26 protein-coding genes are annotated in these 24,233 nt (G+C 69.4%); 20 read left to right on the top strand and 6 right to left on the bottom strand.

The window, feature by feature from the left end; genetic code table 11:
• The first annotated feature begins 96 nt into the window (after positions 1–96).
• Positions 97–780, top strand: coding sequence for a glycerophosphodiester phosphodiesterase (locus ACQEVG_RS14465; RefSeq protein WP_432982503.1), 684 nt, complete (start codon positions 97–99; stop codon positions 778–780).
• A 61-nt stretch (positions 781–841) separates the two neighbouring features.
• On the opposite strand, the gene ACQEVG_RS14460 is transcribed toward ACQEVG_RS14465, so the two are convergent.
• Entirely contained in the window at positions 842–1,390 is a 549-nt protein-coding gene (locus ACQEVG_RS14460; RefSeq protein WP_432982500.1) for a GNAT family N-acetyltransferase, read from the bottom strand.
• Positions 1,391–1,456: 66 nt separating this feature from the next.
• Here ACQEVG_RS14460 and ACQEVG_RS14455 point away from each other — a divergent pair, with 66 nt between their 5' ends.
• The 6 genes from ACQEVG_RS14455 (at position 1,457) to ACQEVG_RS14430 (ending at position 5,860) form a co-directional block, all read left to right on the top strand.
• On the top strand, positions 1,457–1,843 hold the full coding sequence (locus ACQEVG_RS14455; protein WP_432982497.1) for a VOC family protein: 387 nt from the start codon (positions 1,457–1,459) through the stop codon (positions 1,841–1,843).
• A 117-nt stretch (positions 1,844–1,960) separates the two neighbouring features.
• Complete coding sequence (locus ACQEVG_RS14450) at positions 1,961–2,509, top strand: DUF5134 domain-containing protein (RefSeq protein ID WP_432982494.1); 549 nt, start codon at positions 1,961–1,963, stop codon at positions 2,507–2,509.
• Between the two features lie 94 nt (positions 2,510–2,603).
• Entirely contained in the window at positions 2,604–3,539 is a 936-nt protein-coding gene (locus tag ACQEVG_RS14445) for a M56 family metallopeptidase (RefSeq protein WP_432982491.1), read from the top strand.
• Between the two features lie 109 nt (positions 3,540–3,648).
• On the top strand, positions 3,649–4,260 hold the full coding sequence (locus ACQEVG_RS14440) for a phosphatase PAP2 family protein (protein WP_432982488.1): 612 nt from the start codon (positions 3,649–3,651) through the stop codon (positions 4,258–4,260).
• Between the two features lie 19 nt (positions 4,261–4,279).
• Complete coding sequence (locus ACQEVG_RS14435; protein ID WP_432982485.1) at positions 4,280–4,975, top strand: HAD family hydrolase; 696 nt, start codon at positions 4,280–4,282, stop codon at positions 4,973–4,975.
• A gap of 219 nt (positions 4,976–5,194) precedes the next feature.
• On the top strand, positions 5,195–5,860 hold the full coding sequence (locus tag ACQEVG_RS14430) for a TetR/AcrR family transcriptional regulator (protein ID WP_432982482.1): 666 nt from the start codon (positions 5,195–5,197) through the stop codon (positions 5,858–5,860).
• Here the strand turns inward: ACQEVG_RS14430 and ACQEVG_RS14425 are convergent.
• Entirely contained in the window at positions 5,842–7,347 is a 1,506-nt protein-coding gene (locus tag ACQEVG_RS14425; RefSeq protein WP_432982479.1) for an LVIVD repeat-containing protein, read from the bottom strand. The genes ACQEVG_RS14430 and ACQEVG_RS14425 overlap by 19 nt on opposite strands.
• A gap of 176 nt (positions 7,348–7,523) precedes the next feature.
• Here ACQEVG_RS14425 and ACQEVG_RS14420 point away from each other — a divergent pair, with 176 nt between their 5' ends.
• Entirely contained in the window at positions 7,524–8,189 is a 666-nt protein-coding gene (locus tag ACQEVG_RS14420) for a DUF305 domain-containing protein (RefSeq protein WP_432982476.1), read from the top strand.
• Here ACQEVG_RS14420 and ACQEVG_RS14415 read toward each other — a convergent pair.
• Positions 8,167–9,114, bottom strand: a complete 948-nt coding sequence (locus tag ACQEVG_RS14415; RefSeq protein WP_432982473.1) for a DUF6214 family protein — start codon at positions 9,112–9,114, stop codon at positions 8,167–8,169. The two genes, ACQEVG_RS14420 and ACQEVG_RS14415, sit on opposite strands and share 23 nt — an antisense overlap.
• 141 nt (positions 9,115–9,255) lie before the next feature.
• Here ACQEVG_RS14415 and ACQEVG_RS14410 point away from each other — a divergent pair, with 141 nt between their 5' ends.
• Positions 9,256–10,617: an FAD-dependent oxidoreductase gene (locus ACQEVG_RS14410; RefSeq protein ID WP_432982470.1), complete on the top strand. Its 1,362-nt coding sequence runs from the start codon at positions 9,256–9,258 to the stop codon at positions 10,615–10,617.
• Between the two features lie 66 nt (positions 10,618–10,683).
• Here ACQEVG_RS14410 and ACQEVG_RS14405 read toward each other — a convergent pair whose 3' ends face one another.
• A complete protein-coding gene (locus ACQEVG_RS14405; protein ID WP_432982467.1) occupies positions 10,684–11,034 on the bottom strand; it encodes an ArsR/SmtB family transcription factor in 351 nt (116 codons plus the stop codon).
• A 202-nt stretch (positions 11,035–11,236) separates the two neighbouring features.
• On the opposite strand from ACQEVG_RS14405, the gene ACQEVG_RS14400 reads away from it, so the two are divergent.
• Complete coding sequence (locus ACQEVG_RS14400) at positions 11,237–11,728, top strand: Lrp/AsnC family transcriptional regulator (RefSeq protein WP_432982464.1); 492 nt, start codon at positions 11,237–11,239, stop codon at positions 11,726–11,728.
• A 130-nt stretch (positions 11,729–11,858) separates the two neighbouring features.
• Positions 11,859–12,671: a dimethylargininase gene (gene ddaH / locus ACQEVG_RS14395; protein WP_432982461.1), complete on the top strand. Its 813-nt coding sequence runs from the start codon at positions 11,859–11,861 to the stop codon at positions 12,669–12,671.
• A 5-nt stretch (positions 12,672–12,676) separates the two neighbouring features.
• On the opposite strand, the gene ACQEVG_RS14390 is transcribed toward ddaH, so the two are convergent.
• On the bottom strand, positions 12,677–13,594 hold the full coding sequence (locus tag ACQEVG_RS14390) for a LysR family transcriptional regulator (RefSeq protein ID WP_432982458.1): 918 nt from the start codon (positions 13,592–13,594) through the stop codon (positions 12,677–12,679).
• Positions 13,595–13,680: 86 nt separating this feature from the next.
• Between ACQEVG_RS14390 and ACQEVG_RS14385 the strand changes: the two genes are divergently transcribed.
• From ACQEVG_RS14385 to ACQEVG_RS14375, 3 genes are all read left to right on the top strand, one after another.
• Positions 13,681–15,189 (top strand): aminotransferase class I/II-fold pyridoxal phosphate-dependent enzyme, encoded by a 1,509-nt coding sequence (locus tag ACQEVG_RS14385; RefSeq protein WP_432982455.1) that lies wholly within the window; start codon positions 13,681–13,683, stop codon positions 15,187–15,189.
• Between the two features lie 446 nt (positions 15,190–15,635).
• On the top strand, positions 15,636–16,391 hold the full coding sequence (locus ACQEVG_RS14380; protein ID WP_432982452.1) for an SDR family NAD(P)-dependent oxidoreductase: 756 nt from the start codon (positions 15,636–15,638) through the stop codon (positions 16,389–16,391).
• Positions 16,392–16,514: 123 nt separating this feature from the next.
• Complete coding sequence (locus ACQEVG_RS14375) at positions 16,515–17,600, top strand: WD40/YVTN/BNR-like repeat-containing protein (protein WP_432982449.1); 1,086 nt, start codon at positions 16,515–16,517, stop codon at positions 17,598–17,600.
• Positions 17,601–17,765: 165 nt separating this feature from the next.
• On the opposite strand, the gene ltrA is transcribed toward ACQEVG_RS14375, so the two are convergent.
• Entirely contained in the window at positions 17,766–19,022 is a 1,257-nt protein-coding gene (gene ltrA / locus ACQEVG_RS14370) for a group II intron reverse transcriptase/maturase (RefSeq protein WP_432982446.1), read from the bottom strand.
• Between the two features lie 643 nt (positions 19,023–19,665).
• On the opposite strand from ltrA, the gene ACQEVG_RS14365 reads away from it, so the two are divergent.
• The 6 genes from ACQEVG_RS14365 (at position 19,666) to istB (ending at position 24,010) form a co-directional block, all read left to right on the top strand.
• Positions 19,666–19,911 (top strand): hypothetical protein, encoded by a 246-nt coding sequence (locus ACQEVG_RS14365; protein WP_432982443.1) that lies wholly within the window; start codon positions 19,666–19,668, stop codon positions 19,909–19,911.
• Positions 19,908–20,090 carry a hypothetical protein gene (locus ACQEVG_RS14360; protein WP_432982440.1) on the top strand — a complete coding sequence of 61 codons (183 nt, stop codon included), beginning with the start codon at positions 19,908–19,910 and terminating at the stop codon, positions 20,088–20,090. The genes ACQEVG_RS14365 and ACQEVG_RS14360 overlap by 4 nt, the downstream gene beginning before the upstream one ends.
• 121 nt (positions 20,091–20,211) lie before the next feature.
• On the top strand, positions 20,212–20,823 hold the full coding sequence (locus tag ACQEVG_RS14355; protein ID WP_432982437.1) for a WhiB family transcriptional regulator: 612 nt from the start codon (positions 20,212–20,214) through the stop codon (positions 20,821–20,823).
• On the top strand, positions 20,807–21,454 hold the full coding sequence (locus ACQEVG_RS14350; RefSeq protein ID WP_432982434.1) for a PD-(D/E)XK nuclease family protein: 648 nt from the start codon (positions 20,807–20,809) through the stop codon (positions 21,452–21,454). The genes ACQEVG_RS14355 and ACQEVG_RS14350 overlap by 17 nt, the downstream gene beginning before the upstream one ends.
• A 46-nt stretch (positions 21,455–21,500) precedes the next feature.
• Complete coding sequence (gene istA, locus ACQEVG_RS14345; RefSeq protein WP_432982431.1) at positions 21,501–23,177, top strand: IS21 family transposase; 1,677 nt, start codon at positions 21,501–21,503, stop codon at positions 23,175–23,177.
• Positions 23,174–24,010, top strand: a complete 837-nt coding sequence (istB, locus tag ACQEVG_RS14340) for an IS21-like element helper ATPase IstB (protein ID WP_432982428.1) — start codon at positions 23,174–23,176, stop codon at positions 24,008–24,010. Before istA ends, istB begins: the two co-directional genes overlap by 4 nt.
• Positions 24,011–24,233 lie beyond the last annotated feature (223 nt).

Raw genomic sequence — 24,233 nt, 5'->3', positions numbered from 1 at the left:
GTTCCATCACGGAGGCAGGCCGTTAGGCTGCGTGCTTGCCGTGTGGCAGCCGGGATGCGCCGCGCGGGAGCCGCCGTCGACGGAAGCGAGAGAATCTTGACTTTCCTCACCATCGGTCATCGCGGGGTCATGGGCGTCGAGCCGGAGAACACCCTGCGCTCCTTCGTCCGGGCCGAACAGTCCGGCATGGACGCCATCGAACTGGATCTGCACCTGAGCAAGGACGGCGCGCTCGCCGTCATGCACGACGCCGACGTGGACCGTACGACCGACGGGACCGGCCCCATCGCCGACAAGACCCTCGCCGAGCTGCGGGAGCTCGACGCCGGGGACGGCGAGCGGGTGCCGGTCTTCGAGGAGGTACTGGACGCGGTGCGGGCGCCCCTTCAGGCGGAGATCAAGGACGTGGCCGCGGCGCGGGCGCTCGCCGAGGTGATGGTCCGCCGCGATCTCGTCCACCGGGTCGAGGTGTCGTCGTTCCACGACGACGCGATCGCCGAGATCGCCAAGCTGGTTCCGGGGGCACGGACCGTGCTCATCGCCAGCCGCTGGGGCGCCGACATCGTCGACCGGGCGAAGGCGGTCGGCGCCGCGTCGCTCGCGCTGAACATCCGCAGGCTGACCCTGGAGACCGTCGAGCACGCGCACGGCGAGGGGCTGCAGGTCATCGGCTGGGTGGTGAACACCCAGGACCATCTGCGGCTGGTGCGCGCCCTTGAGCTGGACGGCGCGACCACCGACTTCCCCGAGATCCGGCGTACCGGCCGTTTCACCGCCTGAGCGGCCTGAGCGGTCCCAGCGGCCTCGCTGCGTAAGGTCGTCGCGCAGGGTCCTATATGCCCTACAGGTCCTTCACCAGCAGCTCGAAGGCCAGATCGTCGCGCTGCGGGATGCCGAAGCGCTCTTCGCCGTACGGGAAGGGGCTCATCTTTCCCGTACGGCGGTAGCCGCGGCGCTCGTACCAGGCGATCAGTTCCTCACGGACCGAGATCACGGTCATGTGCATCTCGCGGACGCCCCAGCGCTCGCGTGCGGTGCGCTCGGCCTCGGCGAGGATCCGCCGTCCGAGGCCCCCGCCCTGGCGCTCGGGGCGGACCGCGAACATGCCGAAGTAGGCGGCCTCACCGCGGTGTTCGAGCTGGCAGCAGGCGACCATCTCACCGCCGCGCTCCACGACGAGGAGGGTGCTGCCGGGTGCCGTGATGACCGCGCGGACGCCCTCCGGGTCGGTGCGCCGCCCGTCGAGGATGTCCGCTTCAGTGGTCCACCCGGCCCGGCTCGCCTCACCGCGGTACGCGGACTCGATCAGCGGGACGAGCGCCGGGACGTCGGCCTCGACGGCGTCGCGGTAGGTGAGAACGGCGGAGTCCCGGGGCGGTGCGGTGTCCATGGTGCGGCTTTCCCATCTCGGCTCGGCACAGGTGTCCCGAGACTATCCCGGGCCTAGGGTTTGCTCATGGTGCATGTGCTGAGCAGCCGGATCCTGTTGCGCCCGACCGACCCCGAGCGGTCCCGGCGGTTCTACGGGCAGACACTCGGCCTGCCGGTCTACCGCGAGTTCGGGACCGGCCCCGAGCGGGGCACCGTCTACTTCCTGGGCGGCGGGTTTCTCGAGGTGTCGGGGCGCTCGGAGGCGCCCGCGGCGACCGGGCCCGAGCTGTGGCTCCAGGTGGCGGACGCGGCCGCGGTGCACGCCGAGCTGGCGGGGCAGGACGTAGAGGTGCTGCGGCCGCCCCGGCGTGAGCCGTGGGGGCTGATCGAGATGTGGATCGCCGACCCGGACGGCCATCGGATCGCGATTGTCGAGGTCCCCGCCGATCATCCGCTGCGCTACCGCCCCTGAGGCACTGCTCACGGGCTCGCACCACGCCCCGTGCTCCCCCTGCACCCCCGTGCGCTCGCGTGGGCCCCCCGGCGGCCGGGCATCGACCCCTCGACACCGTCGAAGGGGAGGTGCGCCGTGCACGGACCCGTGCTGTCCGGCTGGTTGGTCGTGACGCTGTGCGGGGTGACGGCCGCGTACTGCCTGATGCGGATGCGCAGCTGCTCCGGCGAGGCACGCACGGCGGCCGGCGGCGAGGCGCTGATGGGCCTCGGGATGGCGGTGATGGCGGCGCCCGCGGCCGTGTTCGCGCTGCCCGAGTGGGGGTGGGTGGTGTACGCGGCGGTCTTCGGCGCGGCAGCACTGCGCGCCCTGCGGCCCGCACACCTCGCCGGCCACCATCTGCACCACGCCGTTGGCTCGCTCGCGATGGTCTACATGGCGGTGGCGATGACGACCGGTGGCGGGGTCCATGCCGGCCACGCGGCGGCCGGGGTCCCGCTGCTCACCGGCGCGCTGCTCGCGTACTACGCCGTATACGTACTGCGCTCGGGCGTCCGGCTGGTGCCCGTGGCCTCCCCCGCGGGCGGTGCGGTGACGGTCGCCTGGGGTGCGCGCCCCGAGCTGGCGCCGGCCTGCCGGCTCGCCATGGGCCTCGCCATGCTGGCGATGCTGCTCGCTCTCTGAGCACCCCGCTGCCCGCGGCGGCGAACCCGTGTCGTACGTCACTTGGCGTGCAAGGACATACCCGCAAGTAGCCCCGCGCTCATAGGCTGGCGCCATGTGGGTCTCCCTCGAGCTGCTGCTTCTCGGCGCACTGGCCGCCGTCGTGGCCCCGCGGCTCGTGGCGCGCGCCGAGTGGCCGGAGCGCGAGCCCGTGGTTGCCCTGTGGGTGTGGCAGTGCGTCGTGGCGGCCGTGTTGCTGTGCTTCGGGCTCTCCATGACGTTCAGCGCGGCCGCCGCCTGGCAGCTCGTACGGGGTCACGTTTTCGCGTCCGCGCCGCATGCGGTGGTCGAGGCCTACGCCCTCGGCGCGGACGAGCCGTGGGCCGCCGTCCTCGCCGTGATCCTGGCCTGCGGTGGCCTGTGGACCGGCGCGAAGCTCACCCAGGAGATCCATCGCGCCCATGTCCGGCGCAAGAAGCAGCGCAGGGAGGTTCTGGTGCGCTCCCCGCGGCTGCCGGGCGAGGAGCCGGGCAGCGAGCCCCTTGTCGTCCTCGAGGGCAAGCGGACGGACGCCTGGTGGCTGTCGGGAGCGGCACCCCAACTGGTCATCACCACGGCCGCATTGCGGCGCCTGAAGGGCCGTCAGCTCGATGCTGTACTGGCACACGAGCAGGGCCACGCCCGGGCCCGGCACGACTGGCTGCTGCACTGTTCCGCCGCGCTCGCAGGCGGCTTTCCGCAGATCCCGGTGTTCGCGGCGTTCCGCGACGAGATGCACCGGCTGGTCGAGTTGGCGGCCGACGACGTCGCCTCCAGGCGCTTCGGCCGGCTGACGATCGCGCTTGCCCTGGTCGAACTCAACGAGGACCGCGGGGTGTTCGGACCCTGCCCCACTCCGGGCGCCCAGCTGCCGCAGCGGGTGAACCGGCTGCTGACCCCGGCGCCGCGACTGACCCCACGCCGCCGGTTGGGACTGGCCGCGGCCGCCACGCTGGTGCCCCTCGTCCCGCTGCTGGTGGCCATCGGACCGGGGCTGCGCGCGCTGGGCTAGCGTTCCGCGACGCTCGGCAGCGATGATCTCCCCCATGCACCCACCGCGACCGGCGCCTCACGCTCCGCCTCCGCACAGCTCCCTCTCCGCGGCTGCCAGAACGTGCGCGGTGCTCGCTGTCCTGTCGGCCGCACTGCTGATCCTTGTGGCGGCGTCCTTCTCCCCCCTCGTCTCCTTCGACCGTACGGTCGCGGAGGGGCTGCACCACTGGGCGGTGCACGAGCCGGAGCTCACCCGGGTGAACAGGGTCCTCACCGACTGGGTGTGGGACCCCTGGACGATGCGTGCGCTGACAGCCGCCGCCGTCATCTGGCTGCTGCTGAAGCGGGAGTGGCTGCTCGGGGCGTGGGTCGCTGCGACGAGCGCGGTGGGCTCTCTGGTTCAGCAGGGGCTGAAGTCCGCCGTCGGCAAGCAGCGGCCGCACTGGCTGGATCCGATCGACTCCGCCCACTACGCGGCCTTCCCCTCCGGCCATGCCGTGACCGCCACGGTCAGCTGCGGGCTGCTTCTGTGGCTGCTCAGGCGGTACGGAGCGGGAAAGTGGCTCTGGCGACTGAGCGTGGCGGCCGCGGCCGTCTCCGTCGTCGGTGTGGGCTTCACCCGGCTCTACCTTGGCGTGCACTGGCCGTCGGACGTGCTGGGCGGCTGGCTGATCGGTGCCTGTTGGGTTGCCCTCTCGATCGCCGCGTACGAACGTGTGGTCTTGAACCGAGAGCGCTGACCCCGGAAGGATCACACTCATGGCGATCAAGGGTGTGCTCTTCGACTTCTCCGGAACGCTCTTTCGTATCGAACCGGTGCGGGACTGGCTGTGCGCGGTACTGGAGGAGCGGGGCAGCTCCCTGCCGGATGCCGAACTGGCCCGGTACGCCGAGCAGCTTGCGGATGCTGGCGCGCTCCCCGGCGGCTCGTCCCCGCGCTGGATGCCGCCGCATCTCGCCGAGTTGTGGCGGACCCGCGACGAGAGTGCTGAGCGGCACCGGGCCGCCTACACCGGTCTCGCACGTCAGGTGGAGCTGCCGGATCCGGGTCTGTACGACGCGCTCTACGACCGCCATATGACGCCCGCGGCCTGGCGCCCCTACCCCGATGCGGCAGAGGTGCTGAGCACAGTGCGGGAGCGGGGTGTGGGTGTCGCGGTGGTCAGCAATATCGGCTGGGATCCGCGGCCGGTCTTCCGCGCCCACGGCCTGGACGTCTGGGTGGACGCGTATGCCCTGTCGTACGAGCACGGTGTGCAGAAGCCCGATGTGCGGCTCTTCCGCGTGGCGTGCGAGGCGCTGGGCCGGTCCCCGGGCGAGGTCCTGATGGTCGGCGACGACAGAAAGGCGGACGCGGGGGCCGCGGATCTCGGCTGTGCCGTCCATTTCGTGGATCATCTGCCGGTGGACGAGCGCCCGGCGGGGTTGCGCCCGGTGCTCGGACTCGTCCCTTGACCGGACTTGTCAGCTGACCGGATTCGTCAACCAGAAGGCGGGGCCAGAGCTTCGAATCGATGCACAGAGGCACACTGAAGGTATGACAAAACTGCCCGAACCGGACGATCCCCCGCGTCGCCCGGTTCGGGCAGCACGCCCGCTGAACAGGCCCTGAGGACCGTACAGCGGGACACCCTGAGTATATTGGCTGAGAGCCAGTCAACGCAGGAGTCAAGCATGTCCCCGCGGAGCGCATCGGTCAATGAAGAGCTTCGTCGGCGTTCCCGGGAGCGGCTTCTCCAGGCGACCGTGGAGCTGGTCGGAGAGCGCGGGTACGAGTCGACGACGCTGGCCGACATCGCCGACAGGGCGGGCTCGGCGCGCGGCCTTGTCTCGTACTACTTCCCGGGGAAACGCCAGCTCCTGCAATCGGCCGTGCACCGCCTGATGCATCTCACGCTGGAGGCGGCGCTGGAGCGCGAGCCCCGCACCGACGACGGGCGGGAGCTGCTGGCGCGGGCGATCGACGCCATTCTCGGGCTCGCGGCCGACCATCCCGTACTGATGCGGACGCACATGTCCGGGGTACTGCAGGCCGAGGGGTTTGTGCAGTGCCCGGAGCAGCAGCGGCTCGCCGCCCTGCTGCGCGAGACGGTGGACCGGTACGGATCGCATGACGTCGACGCCGACTATCCGCTGCTGCGGGCCCAGCTGATGGGCGCGGTCTTCGCGATGCTGCTGCCGGGGGTGCCCATGCCGCGCGCCCGGCTGCGCGCGGAGCTGTTCCAGCGGTACGGGCTGGACTGGGAGCTCGGCGTTCCGCCGGGCGGGGAGCCGCCCGGCGGAACGTATATCGGCGCCCCGGACTCCCGGGACCTTCTGGATCAGTCGCGGTCGAAGTAGTCGGGCTGGGTCTGCACATTGAGCTCGTGCAGCCGCACCCGCTTCGCCGGATTGGTCCGCCGGTCGTCGAGCTTCAGCACGTCGAAGCCCTTGGCGATGTCGTTCGCGTAGATGTAGCCGTTGTAGTAGTACGCCGACCAGGCACCGCCGCCCACCAACGTGTCCGCGCTCAGCGGGCCGCGCTCGAAGTAGGCGACCTCCTTGGGCTTGGCGGAATCGGTGAAGTCCCAGACCGAGACGCCGCCCTGGTACCAGGCCTGGACCATCAGATCGCGGCCCTTGACCGGGATCAGCGAGCCGTTGTGGGCGACGCAGTTCTCGGTGTCCGCCTGATAGCGGGGGATCTTGTAGTAGCTGCGGAAGACCAGCTTGCGATGGTCACCCCTGCCAACGATGTCGTAGATGCCGTCGGCGCCGCGGTTCGGGCCGACCGTGGCGTTGCAGGTGGCCGCGCCGCCGCCGCCGAGCTCGTCGGTGAAGACGACCTTGTTGGCCTTCTGGTTGAAGGTCGCCGAGTGCCAGAACGCGAAGTTCACATTGTCCTGGACCCGGTCGATGACCTTCGGGTGCTCGGGGTCCTCGATGTCGAACAGGATGCCGTCACCCATGCAGGCGCCGGCGGCCAGGTCCTTGGACGGGAGGACCGTGATGTCGTGGCAGCCGGTGGTCTTGGAGACGCCCGGGTTGGTGGGCGAGCCCGGGTTGCCACCGCCGTCCGGGCCCTCGCCCGGGAAGAGCACCGGGAAGTTCACGACCGCCGCCTTCTCGGGGGCCTTGCGCGGCACCTTGATGACGGAGATTCCGTCGTGCGGCGGCTGGCAGTCCGGGAAGGTCGCGTTCGGCGAGTACGAGGAGACGTAGATGTAGACGTTGCGGCGCTCCGGCACCAGCGTGTGCGTGTGGGAGCCGCAGAAGGTCTCGACGGCGGCGACGTACTTCGGGTTGCGCTTGTCGCTGATGTCGAAGATCTTCATGCCCTCCCAGGACGACTTCTCCGTCGCGGGCTGCGTGGTGCTGTTGCAGGAGTTGTCGTTGCGCGAGGAGTCGGTGGAGAGGAAGAGCAGGTCACCGGAGACGGAGACATCGTTCTGCGACCCGGGACACAGGACCTGCGCGACGGTCTCGGGGGCCCTCGGGTTGCTGATGTCGAAGATCCGGAACCCGTCGTAATTGCCCGCGTAGGCGTACTTGCCCTGGAAGGCCAGGTCGGAGTTGGTGCCCTTGAGGGCGTCCTTGGGGATGTTGATGAGGTGTTCGACGTTGTCGCTGTGGACGACCGCGTCCACCGGGGGTATCTCGCCGCTCTTGATGGCCGCCTCGGTGTCGGCGGCCTGCCCCGATAAGACCTTTCCCTGGGCGGGGGTGTCCCCGGGGTCCGGTGTGGCGGCCGCGGGTCCGGCCGTCAGCAGAGTGGCGAGGAGTCCGGCCGCGGCTGCCGCCACGCCCAGACGTCTGCGCCGCACTCGGGTGGTGTGCAACAGGGTCACTGCGTCCTCCCTTGTATCCGTTCACAGTCGAACGGTTCACGGACCTCGGCAGTATCGTCCTTTGCATGCACATCTCAACAGATGGCAACAGAGACGTAATGAAAGTTTTTGATCACCACCGTGCGGAAGCGTGCTAGGACGGTCCCCAGACACCCCAAGTGCCCCAGGAGGTCTCCGTGTTGAACCGTCGAAGGACCGCGCGTGTCCGCACGTCGGTCGCCCTGGCCGCGGTCACTGCCGCCTTACTCACCCTGGGCGCCTGCGAGTCGGACTCCGGCGCTCCCGCCAAGGCCAAGGGGGGTACCGGACCGTCGGTGGTGGCGCCGGGCAAGCCGGGCGAGCCGGCGAAGACTCTCTCGGCGGAGGAGGCCGCGAAGGCCGCACCCGACGACTCCCCCAACTCGGCCGACTTCTCCTACGCACAGATGATGATCACGCACCACGGCCAGGCAGTGGAGATGACCACCCTGGCACCCAATCGCGCGGGATCCACACAGGTCAAACGGCTGGCGGAGCGCATAGCCGCGGCCCAGAAGCCGGAGATGGGCGCGATGCAGGGCTGGCTGAAAAACAACGGCGGGGCGAAGGGGAAGGGCGGCCACGACCACGGCGGGGCGGCGATGCCGGGGATGGCCACACCGGCCCAACTGGCGCAGTTGCGCGCCGCGAAGGGCAAGGCGTTCGACGAACTCTTCCTGAAGCTGATGATCACTCACCATCAGGGTGCGCTCACCATGGCCACGGAGGTCCTCTCGGAGGGCAACAACGTCCTGATCGAGGAAATGGCCAATGATGTGATCGCCCAGCAGACGAGCGAGATCAACCGGATGCGCTCGATGTGACGGGCGCCTGTGCGGGGTCGGACCGGCGGCGGTTGCGGCGGGGCGGCAGATAGCCCTCGTCGCGGGCGCCCGCGATGAGGCGCAGCGCCTTACGGCGGCTGCGGCCGGTCGCGCCCATGACCGCGAGCACGGGGTCGCGACCGTCCTGCTGCGCGGCTCGGTAGGCGTCGGCCGCGATCCGCCGGCCACCCCTGCCGCGCGGCATGGCCGGCCGGGCCCGCCGCCGGACCGACGACGGAGCGCCCGCGTGCGGGTCGCCCGAACCGGGAGCGGCTGCGGGGACGGGGGCCCAGCGCGACGGGCCGGCGGCGCCGATGTCCGCCACCGGAGTGGCAGGGACGGAGTCCGGCAGAGCGGAGTCCCATCCGTGCGCGCCGGCGGCGCCGTCGTCCCGGCGCGGCGCGCCAACGGCGCCGAAGTCCGCCACCGGAAGGTCCGCAGGGACGGCGCCCCCTCCCGGCGCGACCATCGGGCCGTCCGATCGCGGCGCGTCGGCGGAGGCCGCGGCCCATTCCGGCGGCGCCCATCGCAGCTGCTGCGCGCCCCCGGACCCCGGGAACTGTTCCGTTGAGCTCACGGGGCGGTCGGGCGGCTGCTGCGCTGTCACCCCGCACGCGTGCCCCAGTGGATCCTCGATCCGGCCGGCAAGCGCCGCGAAGCTCTCCAGCGGCAGCGGCGGGTCCGCCCGTAGGTCCTCGATGGCGAGCCTTTCGCCGTCCACGACGGCGAGTACGTCGATCCATGCGCCGTCGGCGAAGGTCAGCCGGACATTGAACCAGGGCGGGGGAAGGTCGTGCGGCGGCTGCGCCGGCCCCGCGCCATGGGTGACCGTGCCCTGGCCCTGAAGCTCCCAGACGGGCGGGCGGGGCAGCGGCCCACGCGGGTCATACTGATCATTAGCGTTAAGAAACGTAGTTTCTTGCACAATTAGCACGTAACCAGGCAAATCATGAGTCACTGGGGCGGCACGCGCGGCACGTCGCCCCAAGGCACCCCGTCAGCGGCATCTCCCCAGCCGCGCACACCGGTGCAATGCTGGAGTCCCCCTGCGGGAAGGAGCGCAGCTGTGCTTCGCGTCGCCGTCGTCGGATCGGGACCCAGCGGGGTCTACGCCGCTCAGGATCTCGTCCAGCAGAGCCAGGTACCGGACGTGCGGGTGCACGTACTGGACAGGCTCCCCTGCCCCTACGGACTCGTGCGCTACGGAGTCGCGCCCGACCACGAGAAGATCAAGTCCCTCCAGAACAATCTGCGCACCGTACTGGAGCACGAGCGGATCGACTTCATCGGCAATGTGGAGGTGGGCACACACGGGCTCGGTCCCGAGCGGCTGCTGGACCTCTACCACGCGGTCGTGTACTGCGTCGGAGCCGCCCGGGACCGCCGGCTCGGCATTCCGGGTGAGGATCTGCCCGGCAGCCACTCGGCCACCGACTTCGTCTCCTGGTACAGCGCACACCCCGACGCGTCGGGCAACGGCTTTGCGCTCGGGGCGAGTTCGGCCGTGGTGATCGGCGTCGGGAATGTGGCCGTGGATGTCGCCCGCATCCTCGCCCGGGGTGCGGACGAGCTGCGCCCCACCGATGTGCCGCAGGCGGCGCTCGGCGCGCTCGGCCTGAGCCGGGTTCGCGAGGTGCACATGGTGGGCAGGCGCGGCCCTTCACAGGCGAAGTTCACCACCAAGGAGCTGCGGGAGCTCGGCGCGCTGCCATCGGCGGAGGTCGTGGTCGAGCCCGCCGATCTCGCACTGGACCCGGCGTACGAGGACCCTTCCGCCGCCGCTGCGCTGCCCGCGGTCAACCGGCGCAACCTCGATGTCGTACGCGGCTGGGCGGCGCAGCCCGCCCGGGGCCAGGAGCGCCGGATCCATCTGCGGTTCTTCCTGCGCCCGGTGGAGTTGCTCGAAGACGCAGGCCGGGTGGCGGCCGTACGCTTCGAGCGCACCGTTCCGGACGGCGAGGGCGGCGTGCGGGGCACCGGAGCGTACGAGGAGATCGCGGCGCAGTTGGTACTGCGGGCGGTCGGCTACCGGGGCGTGCCGCTGGCGGGGCTGCCGTTCGACGAGCGGCACGGGACAGTCCCGCACCTCGGTGGACGGGTGCTGCGGGACGGGGTTCCGTCCCCCGGGGAGTATGTGGCGGGATGGATCAAGCGCGGACCGACGGGGGTGATCGGCACCAACCGGCCGTGTGCCAAGGAGACGGTGGCCTCACTGCTCGACGACGCGGCGGTGCTCGCCCTGCGTCCGGTCGCCGCCGATCCGCTGGCGGCGCTGCGGGAGTCGGGACACCGCCCCGTCCAGTGGCCGGGCTGGCTGGCGATCGAGGCGGCGGAGTCGGCGCTGGGCGTGACGCTCGGCCGAGGGTCCGTCAAGATCGACGACTGGCCGGGCCTGTTGACTGCGGCGGGACACGGCACGGCCGGCTGATCGAGCGGGCTGTGCCCGCCTCCGCGGCAGCCTGCGGGAGACGTGCGCTGCCGCCGGGGGACGGCGTCAGCTGTCGCCGTGGCGCTCCGCCTGCCGCTCCGCGGCAACGAGGACGCTGTCCAGCAGGCCGGGGAAAAGCGCGTCCAGGTCGGCACGGCGCAGCCCGTTCATCTTGGCTGTGCCCTGGTAGATCTGTTGGATCACGCCGTTCTCACGCAGTACGCGGAAGTGGTGGGTGGTCGTCGACTTGGTCACGGGCAGGTCGAAGTGCGAACAGGACAGTTCGTCCGCTGCCGTCGCGAGCTCACGCACCACACGCAGCCGCATCGGGTCGGAGAGCGCATGGAGCACATTCTCCAGTCGGATCTCGTCGCGGGTGGGGTGAGCGAGCACGCGGGGGCTTGTCGCGGTGGTCACGGCGGCGGCTCCACTTCATCCGGGGTCTCCATTGTACGAAGTCTCTCGTAGTTTGACACTCGACGTAATACGGGAAATCTCGTACCAGGCGGAGAGCGCCGGGCGCAGAGTGGAGCCCGCACGTTCGCAGGGTGGAGCCCGCACGCGCATTTCGGGGCGAGGGGTGACAGGATCACCGCGAACTGCGAGAGGAGATGACGCCATGTCCCGGCGCGGAGCCGACCTGGATGAACTCGACCGCAAGATCATCGCGGCGCTGATGGCCGACGCGCGCGCGAGCCTGCGGGAGATCGGCGCGTCGATCGGCCTCTCGGCGCCCGCCGTGAAACGCCGGGTGGACCGCCTGCGGGAGCAACAGGTGATCACGGGATTCACCACGGTGGTGAAGCCCTCGGCCCTGGGCTGGCACACCGAGGCCTATGTGGAGGTGTTCTGCGACGACGCCGCTCCGCCCAGGCGGCTTGCGGACGTGGTGCGCGTTCACCCCGAGATCCAGTCGGCCGTGACGGTCACCGGCCGGGCAGACGCGATCCTGCACATCAGGGCGCTCGACGTCGCACACTTCGAGGACGTCCTCGAACGGATCCGGTCGGAGCCCTTTGTGAAGGCCACCAACACCTTCATCGTGCTCACGCACCTTCTGCCGAGCAGCCCCGAGGCCGGGTCGGGACGCCTCGCGCCGGACCTCACGTAACAAGTGGTGGCTCCAGGCCCCTTATACGCAACATAGTTGCGAGAACACGCAACTCATTCGTCTTGTTGCTGTCCGTCACCAATCTCTAGCGTGGTCGGTATCCCTCAGCCCAAGGGAAAGGAAAACGAGGATGCCGTCCGTCCGAACTGTGAAGCAGCGTCGGTATCTTGTCTGCCCTCCGGAGCACTTCGACGTCCGGTATTCCATCAACCCCTGGATGACCTCCGCCGAGCCGGTCGACACAGCACTGGCGCAAAAGCAGTGGGACGGGCTCGTATCGCTCTATCGCGAGCTCGGCCATACCGTCGACACGGTCGAGCCGGTCGTCGATCTCCCCGACATGGTGTTCGCGGCCAATGCGGCGCTCGTACTCGACGGGAAGGTGTTCGGCGCCCAGTTCCACGCCCCGGAGCGGCAGCCGGAGGCCGGCCACTACCGCACCTGGTTCGCGGGCGCGGGTTTCGAGACGCGCGTCCCCTCCCATACCTGCGAAGGGGAGGGCGACTTCACCCCCGTCGGCGGATTCATCCTCGCCGGCACGGGGTTCCGTACGCTGCCGGCCGCCCATCACGAGGCCCAGGAATTCTTCGGCACGCCGACGGTGAGCCTGCACCTGGTCGACCCGCACTTCTACCACCTGGACACAGCGCTCTTCGCTCTCGACGAGAGCAATATCGCCTACTATCCGGGCGCTTTCTCGGAGGGCAGTCAGAAGGTTCTGAAGGCACTCTTCCCCGATGCCGTCGTCTCCGCTCGCGAGGATGCGCTGGCCTTCGGGCTCAACTCCCTATCCGACGGGCGCAATGTGGTGATCGCGCAGGACGCGACGGGACTCATCGAAAGCATCGAGGCGCGCGGGTATGTGCCCATCCCCGTGGATCTCTCCGAGTTCCGCAAGGCGGGCGGCGGGGCGAAGTGCTGCACTCAGGAGATCCGCGCCTGAGGCGCTCACGTATCCAACCAGTGCGACCGAATACGTGCCGACTCGGCGCGCAGTGCTGCGAGCAGTTGCCCGGCGCTGCGCGCCGTTGTCGCGTGCAGCATCGCAACGCCGATCTGCCGGGCCAGCGGCGGGCCCGCGACCGGGCGGACCGCGATGTCGGTACGCGGATTGTTCAGCCCCAGCCTCGGCGCCAGCGCCACGCCGATCCCGGCGGCGACAAAGCCCTGCATCACGGCATAGTCGTCGGTCCTCATCCCGTGCACCGGCTCGAAGCCGTGCTGCGCGCACGCCCACGAAAGCACGCGGTCGCAGGGATCCCAGTCCGTCGTACCCATGATCCACTTGTCCGTACGCAGGGCGTCGAGCGGGACGCGTGCCAGGGCGGCCTGAGGATGATCGGCCGGCAGCACCAGGAGCAGCGGGTCCTCGAGCAAGGGGTGGACCGTGAACTCCTCCGCCAGATCGAGGCGGTCGGCCGGCTGCGAGAAGACGAGGGACAGATCCAACTCGCGGGAACGCAGCCCGCGCAGCAGCTCGGGCAGCTCCCCCTCGGTGAGCGAGACCTGCACGCCGGCCTCGTGCAGCGTCCTGACCGCGGGTGGCAGCAGTAGCGCGCCCGCAGTGGGGAACGTACCGACCCGCAGGGCGCAGGAGCCGCGCGCCACGACGTCGCGGGTCTCCCGCTCGGCGAGCAGCATCCGTTCCAGGATGGCTTCGGCATGCGGCAGCAGGGCCTCACCGACCTCGGTGAGCGCGGTGCCGCGCGGCCCCCGGTGGACCAGCCGTGCGTCGAAGTGCGCCTCAAGGGTGGTCAGGTGGTGCGCGATGGTCGGGTGGCTGTGGTGCAGCGATCGCGCAGCCGCCGCGAGCGAGCCCTCTCGCGCGACGGCACGCAGCACCTGGAGATGGCGGAGATCGAACACTGTGCACCCAGCTGTAGAAGTTCTCTGTACATCTAGAGATAACTGCAGGCTTCTCGATAGTCCAGAGCGCTGCCAATGTCTCGTACATGACCCCGAGCACCGCCCTTCCGGCCGACCTCCGCCCCTCGACCGAGCAACAGCTCACCGCCCCGTACGCCGAGGCCCTCAGGGCGCACTCCGGGACCGACTGGCTGCGGCTGAACGTCCCCGGACACAGCGCCGCACCCCATCGCTTCGGCGCGCTCGCCGAGTTGGTGGGATCCGCACCGCTGGCACTCGACGTCCCTCCGCTGCTCGACGGAATCGACCTCGGCCCCGGCAGCCCCCTGGACCGCGCTCGCGTCCTCGCCGCTCAGGCCTGGGGCGCCCGGCGCACCTGGTTCCTCACCAATGGGGCCTCGCAGGGCAATCGCATGGCCACCCTGGTCTCGCGCGCCCTCGGCGAGACCCTGGTCGTCCAGCGAAGCGTGCACTCGAGCGTCATCGACGGGCTCGTCCTCTCGGGCCAGCGGGCCGCCTTCGTGCAGCCGTCCGTCGACCCGTCGCTCGGCATCGCCCACGGCATCTCCGCCGACGATCTCGCCGGCGCACTCGCCGCCCACCCGGAGGCGGCCGCCGCGTATGTCGTGACGCCCAGCTACTTCGGCGCGGTGGCCGACGTACGGGCCCTGGCGGAGGTGTCGCACCGCGCGGGCGTCCCGCTCATCGTCGACGAGGCATGGGGAGCCCACTTCGGCTTCCATCCGGACCTGCCGGCCAACGCCCTCGCGCAGGGGGCGGACATCGTCATCTCGAGTACGCACAAGCTCGGCGGCAGTCTCACGCAGTCCGCGATGCTGCACCTGGCCGACGGCCCGTTCGCGGATGTGCTGGAACCGCTCGTCGACCGGGTGTTCCACCTGACCCAGTCGACCAGCGCCAGCTCCCTGCTCCTCGCCTCGCTGGACACCGCGCGGCAGACTCTCGCCACCTCGGCCGACGCGATCGCCACGTCCATCGAGGCGGCCGACGCCATGCGCGCCGCCGTGCGCGCGCCGGGCCGGTTCTCGGTGGTGAGCGACGACTTCGGGCGTTTCGCCGACATCGCCGCCGTCGATCCGCTGCGGGTCGCGATCAACACCCGCACCGGCGGCATCCCTGGCCACGAGGCGCGCTGGCAGCTCATGAGGCGCCATCAGATCCTGGTGGAGGTGGCGACGGACGCGGCAATCGTGGCCGTGGTCGGCGCGGGCTCGGCCCCGGACACCGCCCGTTTCCTACAGGCCCTGCACGCCCTTCCGGATCTGCTCGCTCCGTCGGCGGCGCCCCTGCGGCTGCGACTGCCGGAGCCGGGCCCGGTCCGGATGACCACCCGGGAGGCCTTCCTCGCCCCCAGCCGGGTCGTGCCCGCCGGCCGGGCAGTCGGCCGCATCAGCGCCGACACGCTCTCCGCCTATCCGCCCGGCATCCCCAATGTGCTGCCCGGCGAGGTCATCACCCCCGAGCTCGTCGACTTCTTCCATCGCACCCTCGCCGCGCCGACCGGATACGTACGGGGCGCGGCGGACCCCGATCTCACCACCTTCCGCGTGGTGGACACTCCCGGGCGCCACTGAGACACGGGTTGTACGAGACCTCTCGTAGTTTGACATTCCCCGTACTATGATGACTATCGTACGACTCGTACACCGGTCCCGCCTCGAATGGAGTCCGCCGTGAGCGCGCTGTTCCAGTCGGGTCGGGACGCCTCGCGCCGGACCAGATGCCGACGTCGGCGGGGCCGCTCCGGCCCTCGGGACTGACCGCGGTCGCCAACGCGGCACGTGAGCTGTGCGGCGAGATCCACGTACCGCAGCAGTACCACCGCTCCGTCTGAGCGGCCGCTCGCTCGGGGCGGCAGCGCTGCCGCCCCGAGCAGACGCGCCACGGCGCGAGGGCGACGCCCGCCCAGAGGCTCGGCACGCGGGCGGCGGACACCTCCGGTCAACTGGTAATGGCGGCACCGATGAGTTCCGGGGCCGCGGCCGGTCTGCACTGAGTGTCCGTACCGAGGAGGCGCGTCGTGCTGCTCGAGAACAAGAACGCCGTCATTTACGGAGGCGGAGGTGCCATCGGCGGTGCGGTCGCCCGCGCCTTCGCCCGTGAGGGTGCCCGCGTCCATCTCGCAGGACGCACCCGCAAGAGCCTGGAGGAGGTGGCCGACGCCATCCGCGCCGCGGGTGGCACGGCCGAGACCGATCAGGTCGACGCCCTCGACGAGGCGGCGGTCGACCGGCACGCCGACGCCGTGGTCGAACGGGCCGGCAGCCTCGACATCTCGTTCGACCTGATCTCGTACGGGGATGTCCAAGGGACGCCGCTCGCCGAGATGGCCCTCGTGGACTTCGAACAGCCGGTGCACAACGCCGTACGGACCATGTTTCTCACCTCCCGGGCCGCGGCACGGCACATGATCCGGCAGAAGTCCGGGGTGATCCTCGCCTTCGGCGGCTACGGCGACCCGCCGCGCAACCACTTCATGGGCGGCCTCCAGGTGGCCTTCGGGGCCCTGGAGTCCCTGCGCCGGAACCTGGCCGCCGAGCTCGGCCCGCACGGCGTGCGCGTCCTCACCCTCCAGACGGGCGGCGTGCCGGAGACGATCCCCACGGGTTTCGACTGGGCGGAGGCGATCACCGAGGAGATCGCGGGACAGACCCTGCTGGGGCGGCCGGCATCGCTCGCCGACGTGGGGAATGCGGCCGTCTTCGCCGCCTCCGACATGGCCCGCTCGATGACGGCCACCACGATCAACATCACCGGCGGTTCCGTCGTCGACTGAGCTGTCAGTGGGCGGGTGCAGACTTGCCCCATAACCGAAGCAATCCACAACCGAAGCAATCCAGAACCGAAGCAATACGCAACCGAGGTAATCCGCGACAAGGGCGTCCTGGAGGTATCGGCAATGACCGACGTACTTCTGACCGTAGGCACGCGAAAAGGGCTCTTCATCGGCCGCAGGCGCGGCGGCACATGGGAGTTCGACGGCCCCCACTTCAATGCCCAGGCCGTGTACTCGATCGGGATCGACACGCGCCGTGCCGTGCCCCGGCTGGTGGTCGGCGGCGACAGCGAGCACTGGGGTCCTTCGGTGTTCCACTCCGACGACCTCGGCAAGACCTGGGTCGAGCCACCGAAACCGGCCGTGAAGTTCCCGAAGGACACGGGGGCGTCCCTGGAGCGGGTCTGGCAGCTGCATCCGGCCGGCCCCGACGCGCCGGACGTGGTGTACGCGGGCACCGAGCCGGCCGCGCTGTTCCGCTCGGACGACGGCGGGGAGACCTTCGAGCTCGTACGGCCGCTGTGGGAGCATCCGACCCGCTCGAGCTGGCAGCCGGGCGGCGGCGGTGAAGCGGTGCACACCGTGGTGACCGACCTCCGGGACCCGGACGCCGTGACGGTCGCCGTGTCGGCGGCGGGGGTGTTCCGGTCCAAGGACGGCGGCGCCAGCTGGGCGCCGTCCAACCAGGGGGTTTCGGCGGTCTTCATGCCCGACCCCAACCCGGAGTTCGGCCAGTGCGTCCACAAGATCGCGCAGGACGCGGGCGATCTGGACCGGTTGTATCTGCAGAACCACTGGGGTGTGTACCGAAGCGACGACTCGGGAGCCACGTGGACCGACATCGGCGCGGGCCTGCCCTCGGACTTCGGTTTCGCGGTGGCCGCCCATCCGCACCGTCCCGACACGGCCTACGTCTTCCCGATCACGGCGGACATCGACCGGGTGCCTGCCGGACGCCGCTGTCGCGTCTACCGCACGAGCGACGCGGGCGGCAGCTGGGAGGCGCTGTCGGCCGGGCTGCCCGAGGGTGACCACTTCGGCACGGTGCTGCGGGACGCGCTGCGCACGGACGACGCCGATCCGGCCGGGGTCTACTTCGGCAATCGCAACGGCGAGGTGTACGCGAGCGCGGACGACGGGGACAGCTGGCAGCTCCTCGCCTCGCATCTGCCGGATGTGCTCTGCGTACGGGCTGCGGCCATGGGTTGAGAGGCGTGGTCGCCGCACCAGTAGAGTGACGCCCCGTGCGAGCAGGCACCGAGAGGTGCCATTCGCGTTCAAATGCGCCTGGCCGCCTAGCGAGTAGCCGGGAGGGATCTCACCTCCCGGCTCTCTCAGAACAGTGCCTGAACCTCTCGATTCACACGGCTCCCATCACCCGGTCGTTCGAGGCCGGAGCAGTTTCCAGTGAGCGAAGAGCCCCGGGTAAAGCTTGGCGGTCCTCTCCAAGCCCTGCCACGCCCGGCTCCGGCGACGCCGGAGCCGCTTGTACTTCTGCGTGGCCCATCGCATCAGATACTGATCGATGCCCATCAGGCTCGGGACCAACGCGGACGGATAGAACCGGCCGTAATAGTTGATCCATCCCCGCACGATGGGATTGATCTCCCGTGCGAGGTCTGCCAGGGACGATCCACTGCGCAGGTGCAGCCGCCATCGGCGGATCTGCGCCCGGATGCGCTTGGCCGCCTCGTCGCTGATCGCCGGGTTGAAGCCGAAGAAGTAACTCCCCGTCCTCGACCGGACCTTCCGCGAACGGAACGTGTACCCGAGGAAGGTGAACGAGACGTGCTCGTACGAACCACGCCTCTTGCCGTCCTTGCAGTACACGATGCGGGTCTTGTCGGGATGCAGCCGCAAGCCCCCGCACTCGGCCAGCCGCTGGCCGATCGCCTGACGCACCTGGTGCGCCTCGGCCTCGGTGCGGCAGTGAACCACCATGTCGTCGCAGTAGCGCTCGAACCGGACACCCGGGAAGACCCGATCCATCCAGGTGTCGAACGCGTAGTGCATGAACAGGTTCGCCAACAGGGACGAGATCGCCGAGCCCTGGGGACTCCCACGATCCCGCGCGACCAGTTCGCCACTCTTGTGCCGCAGCGGAGCCTTCAGCCAGCGCTCCACATACAGCAGAATCCACCGCTGGTCGGTGTGGTGAGCCACCGCCTTGAGGACCAGGTCGCGGTCGAGGTTGTCGAAGAACCCCTGGATGTCGATATCGACCGTCCAGTCGGTCCTCCAGCACCGCTCCCGGCACGCCGCGACCGCGTCCAGCGCGCTTCTGCGGGGCCGGTATCCATAGGAATCGGGATGGAACACCGGTTCCACCTCCGGTTCCAGGACCATGGCCGCCGCCGTCTGCGCGATTCTGTCCGCGACTGTCGGCACCCCGAGAACCCTGACCTTGCCCGATCCCCCGGGCTTGGGGATCTCCACCATCCGCACCGGCGGTGGGAAGTAGCTGCCCGACGACAGACGATTCCACAGTTTGTAGAGGTTGCCTTGCAGGTCAGCCTCGAACGGCTCGACCGACTCACCGTCGACCCCGGCCGCTCCCCGGTTCGCCTTGACTCTGAGATACGCCTCCCAGACCACGTGCTTCGAGATCTCGAACGGCTTCGGCCCGCTCATCCGGCTCCTCCCGGGAGCTCCGGTTGACCGCCAAGCAGACCTGGATGATCCGTCCCCTTCGCTCCACCCGCATTACCGGGCTTCGTCACTACTACGAGACGGTCTGCCCCCGTGCCCCGCATCGGTACTCGGCCCCTTGCGGTGTTGGCCGCTTGGGGATCCCCTCTCGCCGCCTGCCCCACAGGCCAGCAGCAGTATCGGGGCGAAAGGTTCTCACGTTCCGTGCAAGAGCCCAGGTCAGGCTCGCGCCGCCTACATGCCGAACGCCATCCGGGCAGTCAGCAGGCTCCCCCCGGACTTGTCCCAGAGCCCTGGTCTCGCCCTGGTTTCGACGCCACTGGAATTTGTTACGACACGTCATCAGCGGTTCGCTCCCGCTCGCCTTCCTGACCCACACCTGACGCGATCACGTCGCGCCTTTTCCCGCAGCGCTCACCACGAACGGCACTTAACCGACGCAGCCTGCGGTGGTTTGGAGCCTCCCCCTGCAGGGCGACCCCGGAGGACCTACCTCCATCTCCTGCACAGCACCGCTTCCAGAAGCTCCTACATCGACGCCTCCCTCAGCGTTCGTGACACACGACCAGCGCGAATATCCAAGAGCCACCGCCAAGCGCGGTGGCTCTTCTCGTTGGGAGGCCCCATGGCCAGACCAGAGATGAAGGCCGCCTCGATCTCCGCGTGGACGTACGCGAAGCCCTCGCGCCGTACATGGACACGGAGACGAGCTACCCGGCGGTCACCGCCGTCGTGCAGGCCGCACTGCCACCTGGAGCTCGCGTACAAGCGCGGCCAGGAGGCCGTCGGCAGCCGCGCCGGATACCGCGTGGTCCAGGAGAACGAGCGCCTGAGGCGCGAGCTCGAACAGCTCAGGAAAGGACTGACGTGAACGTCCCTCGCAAGCTCCCCGGCCGCCTTCAGGGCGGCCTTTCTCGTATCCGCGACCGACTGCACTTCTTCCGCTTCCTGCGGAACAACGGCAATCGCATCGCCTGGGCGTTCGCCGAGGCCGCCATAGGTGCGGGTGTCGGCGTACTCGCCATCGCGGCGTACTTCGAATACCGATAGGAGGCGAAGTGCTGTATGACCCGGAGAGGCGCTGGATAGACCAGGCCCTGTGCCGGGCGTACTCGGCCGGCCTGTTCTTCACCCCCAACTCCAGCCAGCTGGGGCGCACTCCGCCCCGGAAGTGCAAGCGGCCTGGGACTACGCCAAGACCATTTGCGCCCGCTGCCCCGTACTGGAGGAATGCCACCGGGACACCTTGGGCGAGGATTTCGGAGTCTGGGGCGGAAGAGACGAGCATGAGCGGCATCTGGAGCGCCGCAAATTGCCTCGCAAGGCCAAGAGCTGGGAGCCGGCGCTACGCCTTGCCTGGGGCAAGGAGCTGTCCCGGCTCCGGCCCAAAGAGGCGCCTGTGGACTGGGCCGATATCCGGCGCATGACCGGCATCACCAAGACCCTCGCTGAAGAGCTCATTCAGGAGTGGCGGGAGCACCGAAAGGCCCAGGACGTGCAGGCCGCCACGGTCGTCATAGACCTTCCGTTGCCCAGTGGACCGGACTTCCCGGATGTGCGCGGAAGACGGGACTGCTGGGTCCGCCACAACAGCCGGGTGGCGGATGCCCATTACCACGGCCAGACGGCAGACGGCCGCTGGATCAGAGTCCAGGTCAAGGCGGGCCGCGGCAACACCTTGAAGTGGGTCAAGGCCGAGAACGTCCGCTTCCACGACCCCAAGCCGCCCGTGATCCTCGAATACGTAGGGAGACCAGACGGACCCAATGCCAGAGCCTCCTAAGCACATTTCGTTCAGCGCCAGGGAAACCCTGGAGCGATGCGCCAAGTCGTATTTCTTGGGCCGCATTGCAGGAGCCCCCAAACGGCCAGCCCTCTGGCTCGCTGGGGGCTCCGCCGTTCACGAGACCACGGAGTTCTACGACCTGTGGACCCTCACCGAGCCGGGCCCCCGCGGCCAGGAAAGGGGCTTCTCCGCGGGAAACGTCTGGCATCAGCAATTCGATGCCCAGCTGGAGAAGATCCGCGCTAAGGAGCCCAACGAGAACGTCTGGCGCAGGAGCGCCAGCGAGGACATCGACGCATGGCGTCGCATCGGGCTCCAATTCGTCCAGTCGTACATCGACTGGCGCGAGCGCTCCCCGTGGGAGATCTGGACCACGCCTGATGGTGAGCCGGCCATCGAGCTCGATGTGTCGGGCAAGCTGCCCGGCTGCCCTGTCGAGATCAAGGCGTACCTGGACCGGGTCTTCTATGACCCGGTCTTCAAGAAGCACTGGATCGTGTGTTTAGGACGGCCTCTTTTGGCCCCGGGGTACCGGGTTGTTCTGGCCCCGGGTGAGGAACGGATTGTTTTGGCCCCACCCGAGAGTCGTTGGGGCGGGATGCACTCGTATGGAGTAATGCCGGATTGACCCGGGTTCGTGGCCGGGATCACGCTGTGCGGGTTGTCAGCTGGCCGTGTCAGGAGGCCGGGTTTTGCAGCGTGTTGAGTTGTTCGAGCGGATTCGTCGTGACCGCAGGCTGGAAGATGCCTCGGTCCGGAGTCTGGCTCGGCGTTACGGAGTGCACCGCCGGGTGGTGCGCCAGGCGTTGGACAGTGCATTGCCACCTGCGCGGAAGCCCATCGAGGTGCGTCGGTCGGTCCTTGACCAGAGCAAGGACTGGATCGACGAAATGCTGCGGTCGGATCTGACCGCGCCGCCGAAGCAGCGGCACACCAACAAGCGGATCATGGACCGGCTGCGGGACGAGTACGGGTTCTCCGTCGCCTACAGCACTCTCAACGACTATCTGCGGGTGCGCCGGCCGCAGATCCGTGAGGAGGCCGAGCGATCTCGGATGCTGACGGAGGGCATGGTTCCGCAGTTCCACCGGCCCGGTGAGGAGGCCGAGGTCGACTTCGCCGAGGTCTGGGTACGGGTCGACGGCAAGCCGATGGCTTGCCAGCTCTTCACGCTGCGGCTGTCGCATTCGGGCAAGGCGGTCCACCGGGTGTTCTCCACGTCCGGGCAGGAAGCCTTCATGCAGGGGCACGTGGACGCCTTCCGGATTCTGGGCGGCATCCCGACCCGGCACATCCGTTACGACAACCTCAAGCCGGCGGTCTCGCAGGTCTGTTTCGGCCGCTCGCGGGTGGAGTCGCAGAGGTGGGTGGCCTTCCGGTCGCACTACGGATTCGACGCCTTCTACTGCCGTCCCGGGGTCGAGGGCGCCCATGAGAAGGGCGGGGTTGAGCACGAGGGCGGGCGGTTCCGCCGCTCGCACCTGGTCCCGGTTCCCGAGGTCGACACGCTCGCCGAGCTGAACGAGAAGATCGAGCAGATCGAGATCGCCGAGGACGTCCGGCACATCGACAACCGGCCCACCTCGGTGGGCTTCGACTTCGACTACGAGGCGCCGCTGCTGGCCCCGTTGCCGTTCGAAGACTTCGACATCGGGCTGACGCTGACGCCGAAGGTCGACAAGACGTCCCGGATCGCGGTCCGGCAGAACAAGTACTCGGTCCCGGCCCGCTTCATCGGGACCAACGTCCGGGTCTCGCTGCGGGCGGACGAGGTCTGGGTTTTCGAGCGGAACGAGATCGTGGTCCGTCATCCGCGTCTGGCGGGCCGCTACGGCTTCCGCGATCTGCTGGACCACTACCTGGAGATCCTGAGGCACAAGCCCGGCGCCCTGGAGCACTCCACCGGCCTGGCTGCGGCCCGCGAGAGCGGGCAGTTCACCACGACGCATGACGCGTTCTGGGCGGCGGCCATCGAGTCCCGAGGTCGCTCGGAGGGCACCCGGGCGCTCATCGAGGTCCTGCTGTTGCACCGGCGGCTGCCGGACGAAGCGGTCGTCGCAGGCATGAAGGCCGTCTTGGAGGCCGGATCGGTCTCGCCGGACCTGGTGGCCATCGAGGCCCGCAAAGCGGTCGCCGCCGCCGGTGGTCCACCGCCGGTCGTCATCGCACCGCACACATCCACGGTCGCGGCCGAGCCCGACACGGCGGAGCCGACGGAACCGGACCCCGAATCCGCACAGGTCATCTCCCTGCCGCAGCGGCGTCCCGCCCTGCCGCCGGACTCCCGGCCTGAACCATCACTGGCCGCCTACGGCCAGTTGCTCTCTATCCAACCGAAAGGCTCAGCATGACGCAGAGCACAACCCCCGCCCCTGCGACCACGGGGCGGTGGGGGTCCTTCGGCCTGCCCGGCCAGCGCGGGCCGAACCCGTCAGAGGCGATCGATGCGGCCTGTCGGAGCCTGGGCCTGTCCGGGGTCCGTGCGCGCTGGGAGGAGTTCGCCGCCCAGGCCCTGCGCGAGCAGGCTTCCTACGCGGATTTCCTGGCCGATCTGCTGGAAAGCGAGTGCGATGACCGCGACGCCCGCCGCAAGGTCCGCCGGGTCAAGGAAGCCAACTTCCCCCGCCCCAAGCGGATCGAGGACTTCGACTTCACGAAGAACCCCAACGTCCCGCAGGAGGTAATCAACACCCTCACTCAGCCGGCCTGGGTCCAGGCCGGCAACCCGCTCTGCCTTATCGGCGACTCCGGCACAGGCAAGTCGCACCTGCTGATCGGCCTGGGCACCGCGATTGCCGAGGCCGGCGGCCGGGTCCGCTACACCACCGCGGCGAACCTGGTGAACGAGCTTGCCGAGGCCGCGGGGGACAAGCAGCTCGGTCGCACGATCAAGAAGTACGGGCGGGTCGATCTGCTCTGCCTGGACGAGCTCGGCTACGTCAAGCTCGACCGGCACGGCGCCGAGCTGCTGTTCCAGATCTTCACCGAGCGAGAGGAACGGCACGCGGTTGCGATCGCGTCGAACAGACCTTTCACCGAATGGGACCAAACCTTCACCGACAAGCGACTCTGCCAGGCAATCGTCGACCGGCTCACCTTCGAGGCCCACATTATCGAGACCGGCACCCAGTCCTTCCGCCTGGCCAGCACCACCGCCAAGCGCAAGGCGGCAGCCGCTGCCTGATCCGATCCGATCCACCACCGAGGGCGGGCGCCAAATACGGCGCCCGCCCTTCCGCATTCCTGTCAGGGGACGCGGCCGGGCGGGCGTCTGAATCACACGCTACCGCCACCAACCAGCCCCAACAGCAGCCGACTTCGCTCCGCCCCAGGACAGCCGGGAAACGTCACCCGATCGAGGGTGGGGCCAGAACAATCCGTTCCTCCCGGAGCCCTCCCGAGCCCTT

This window comes from Streptomyces sp. CA-135486, from assembly GCF_050936555.1.
In the GTDB taxonomy this organism is placed as follows: Bacteria; Actinomycetota; Actinomycetes; order Streptomycetales; family Streptomycetaceae; genus Streptomyces.
This window is presented reverse-complemented; position numbering and strand designations above follow the sequence as displayed.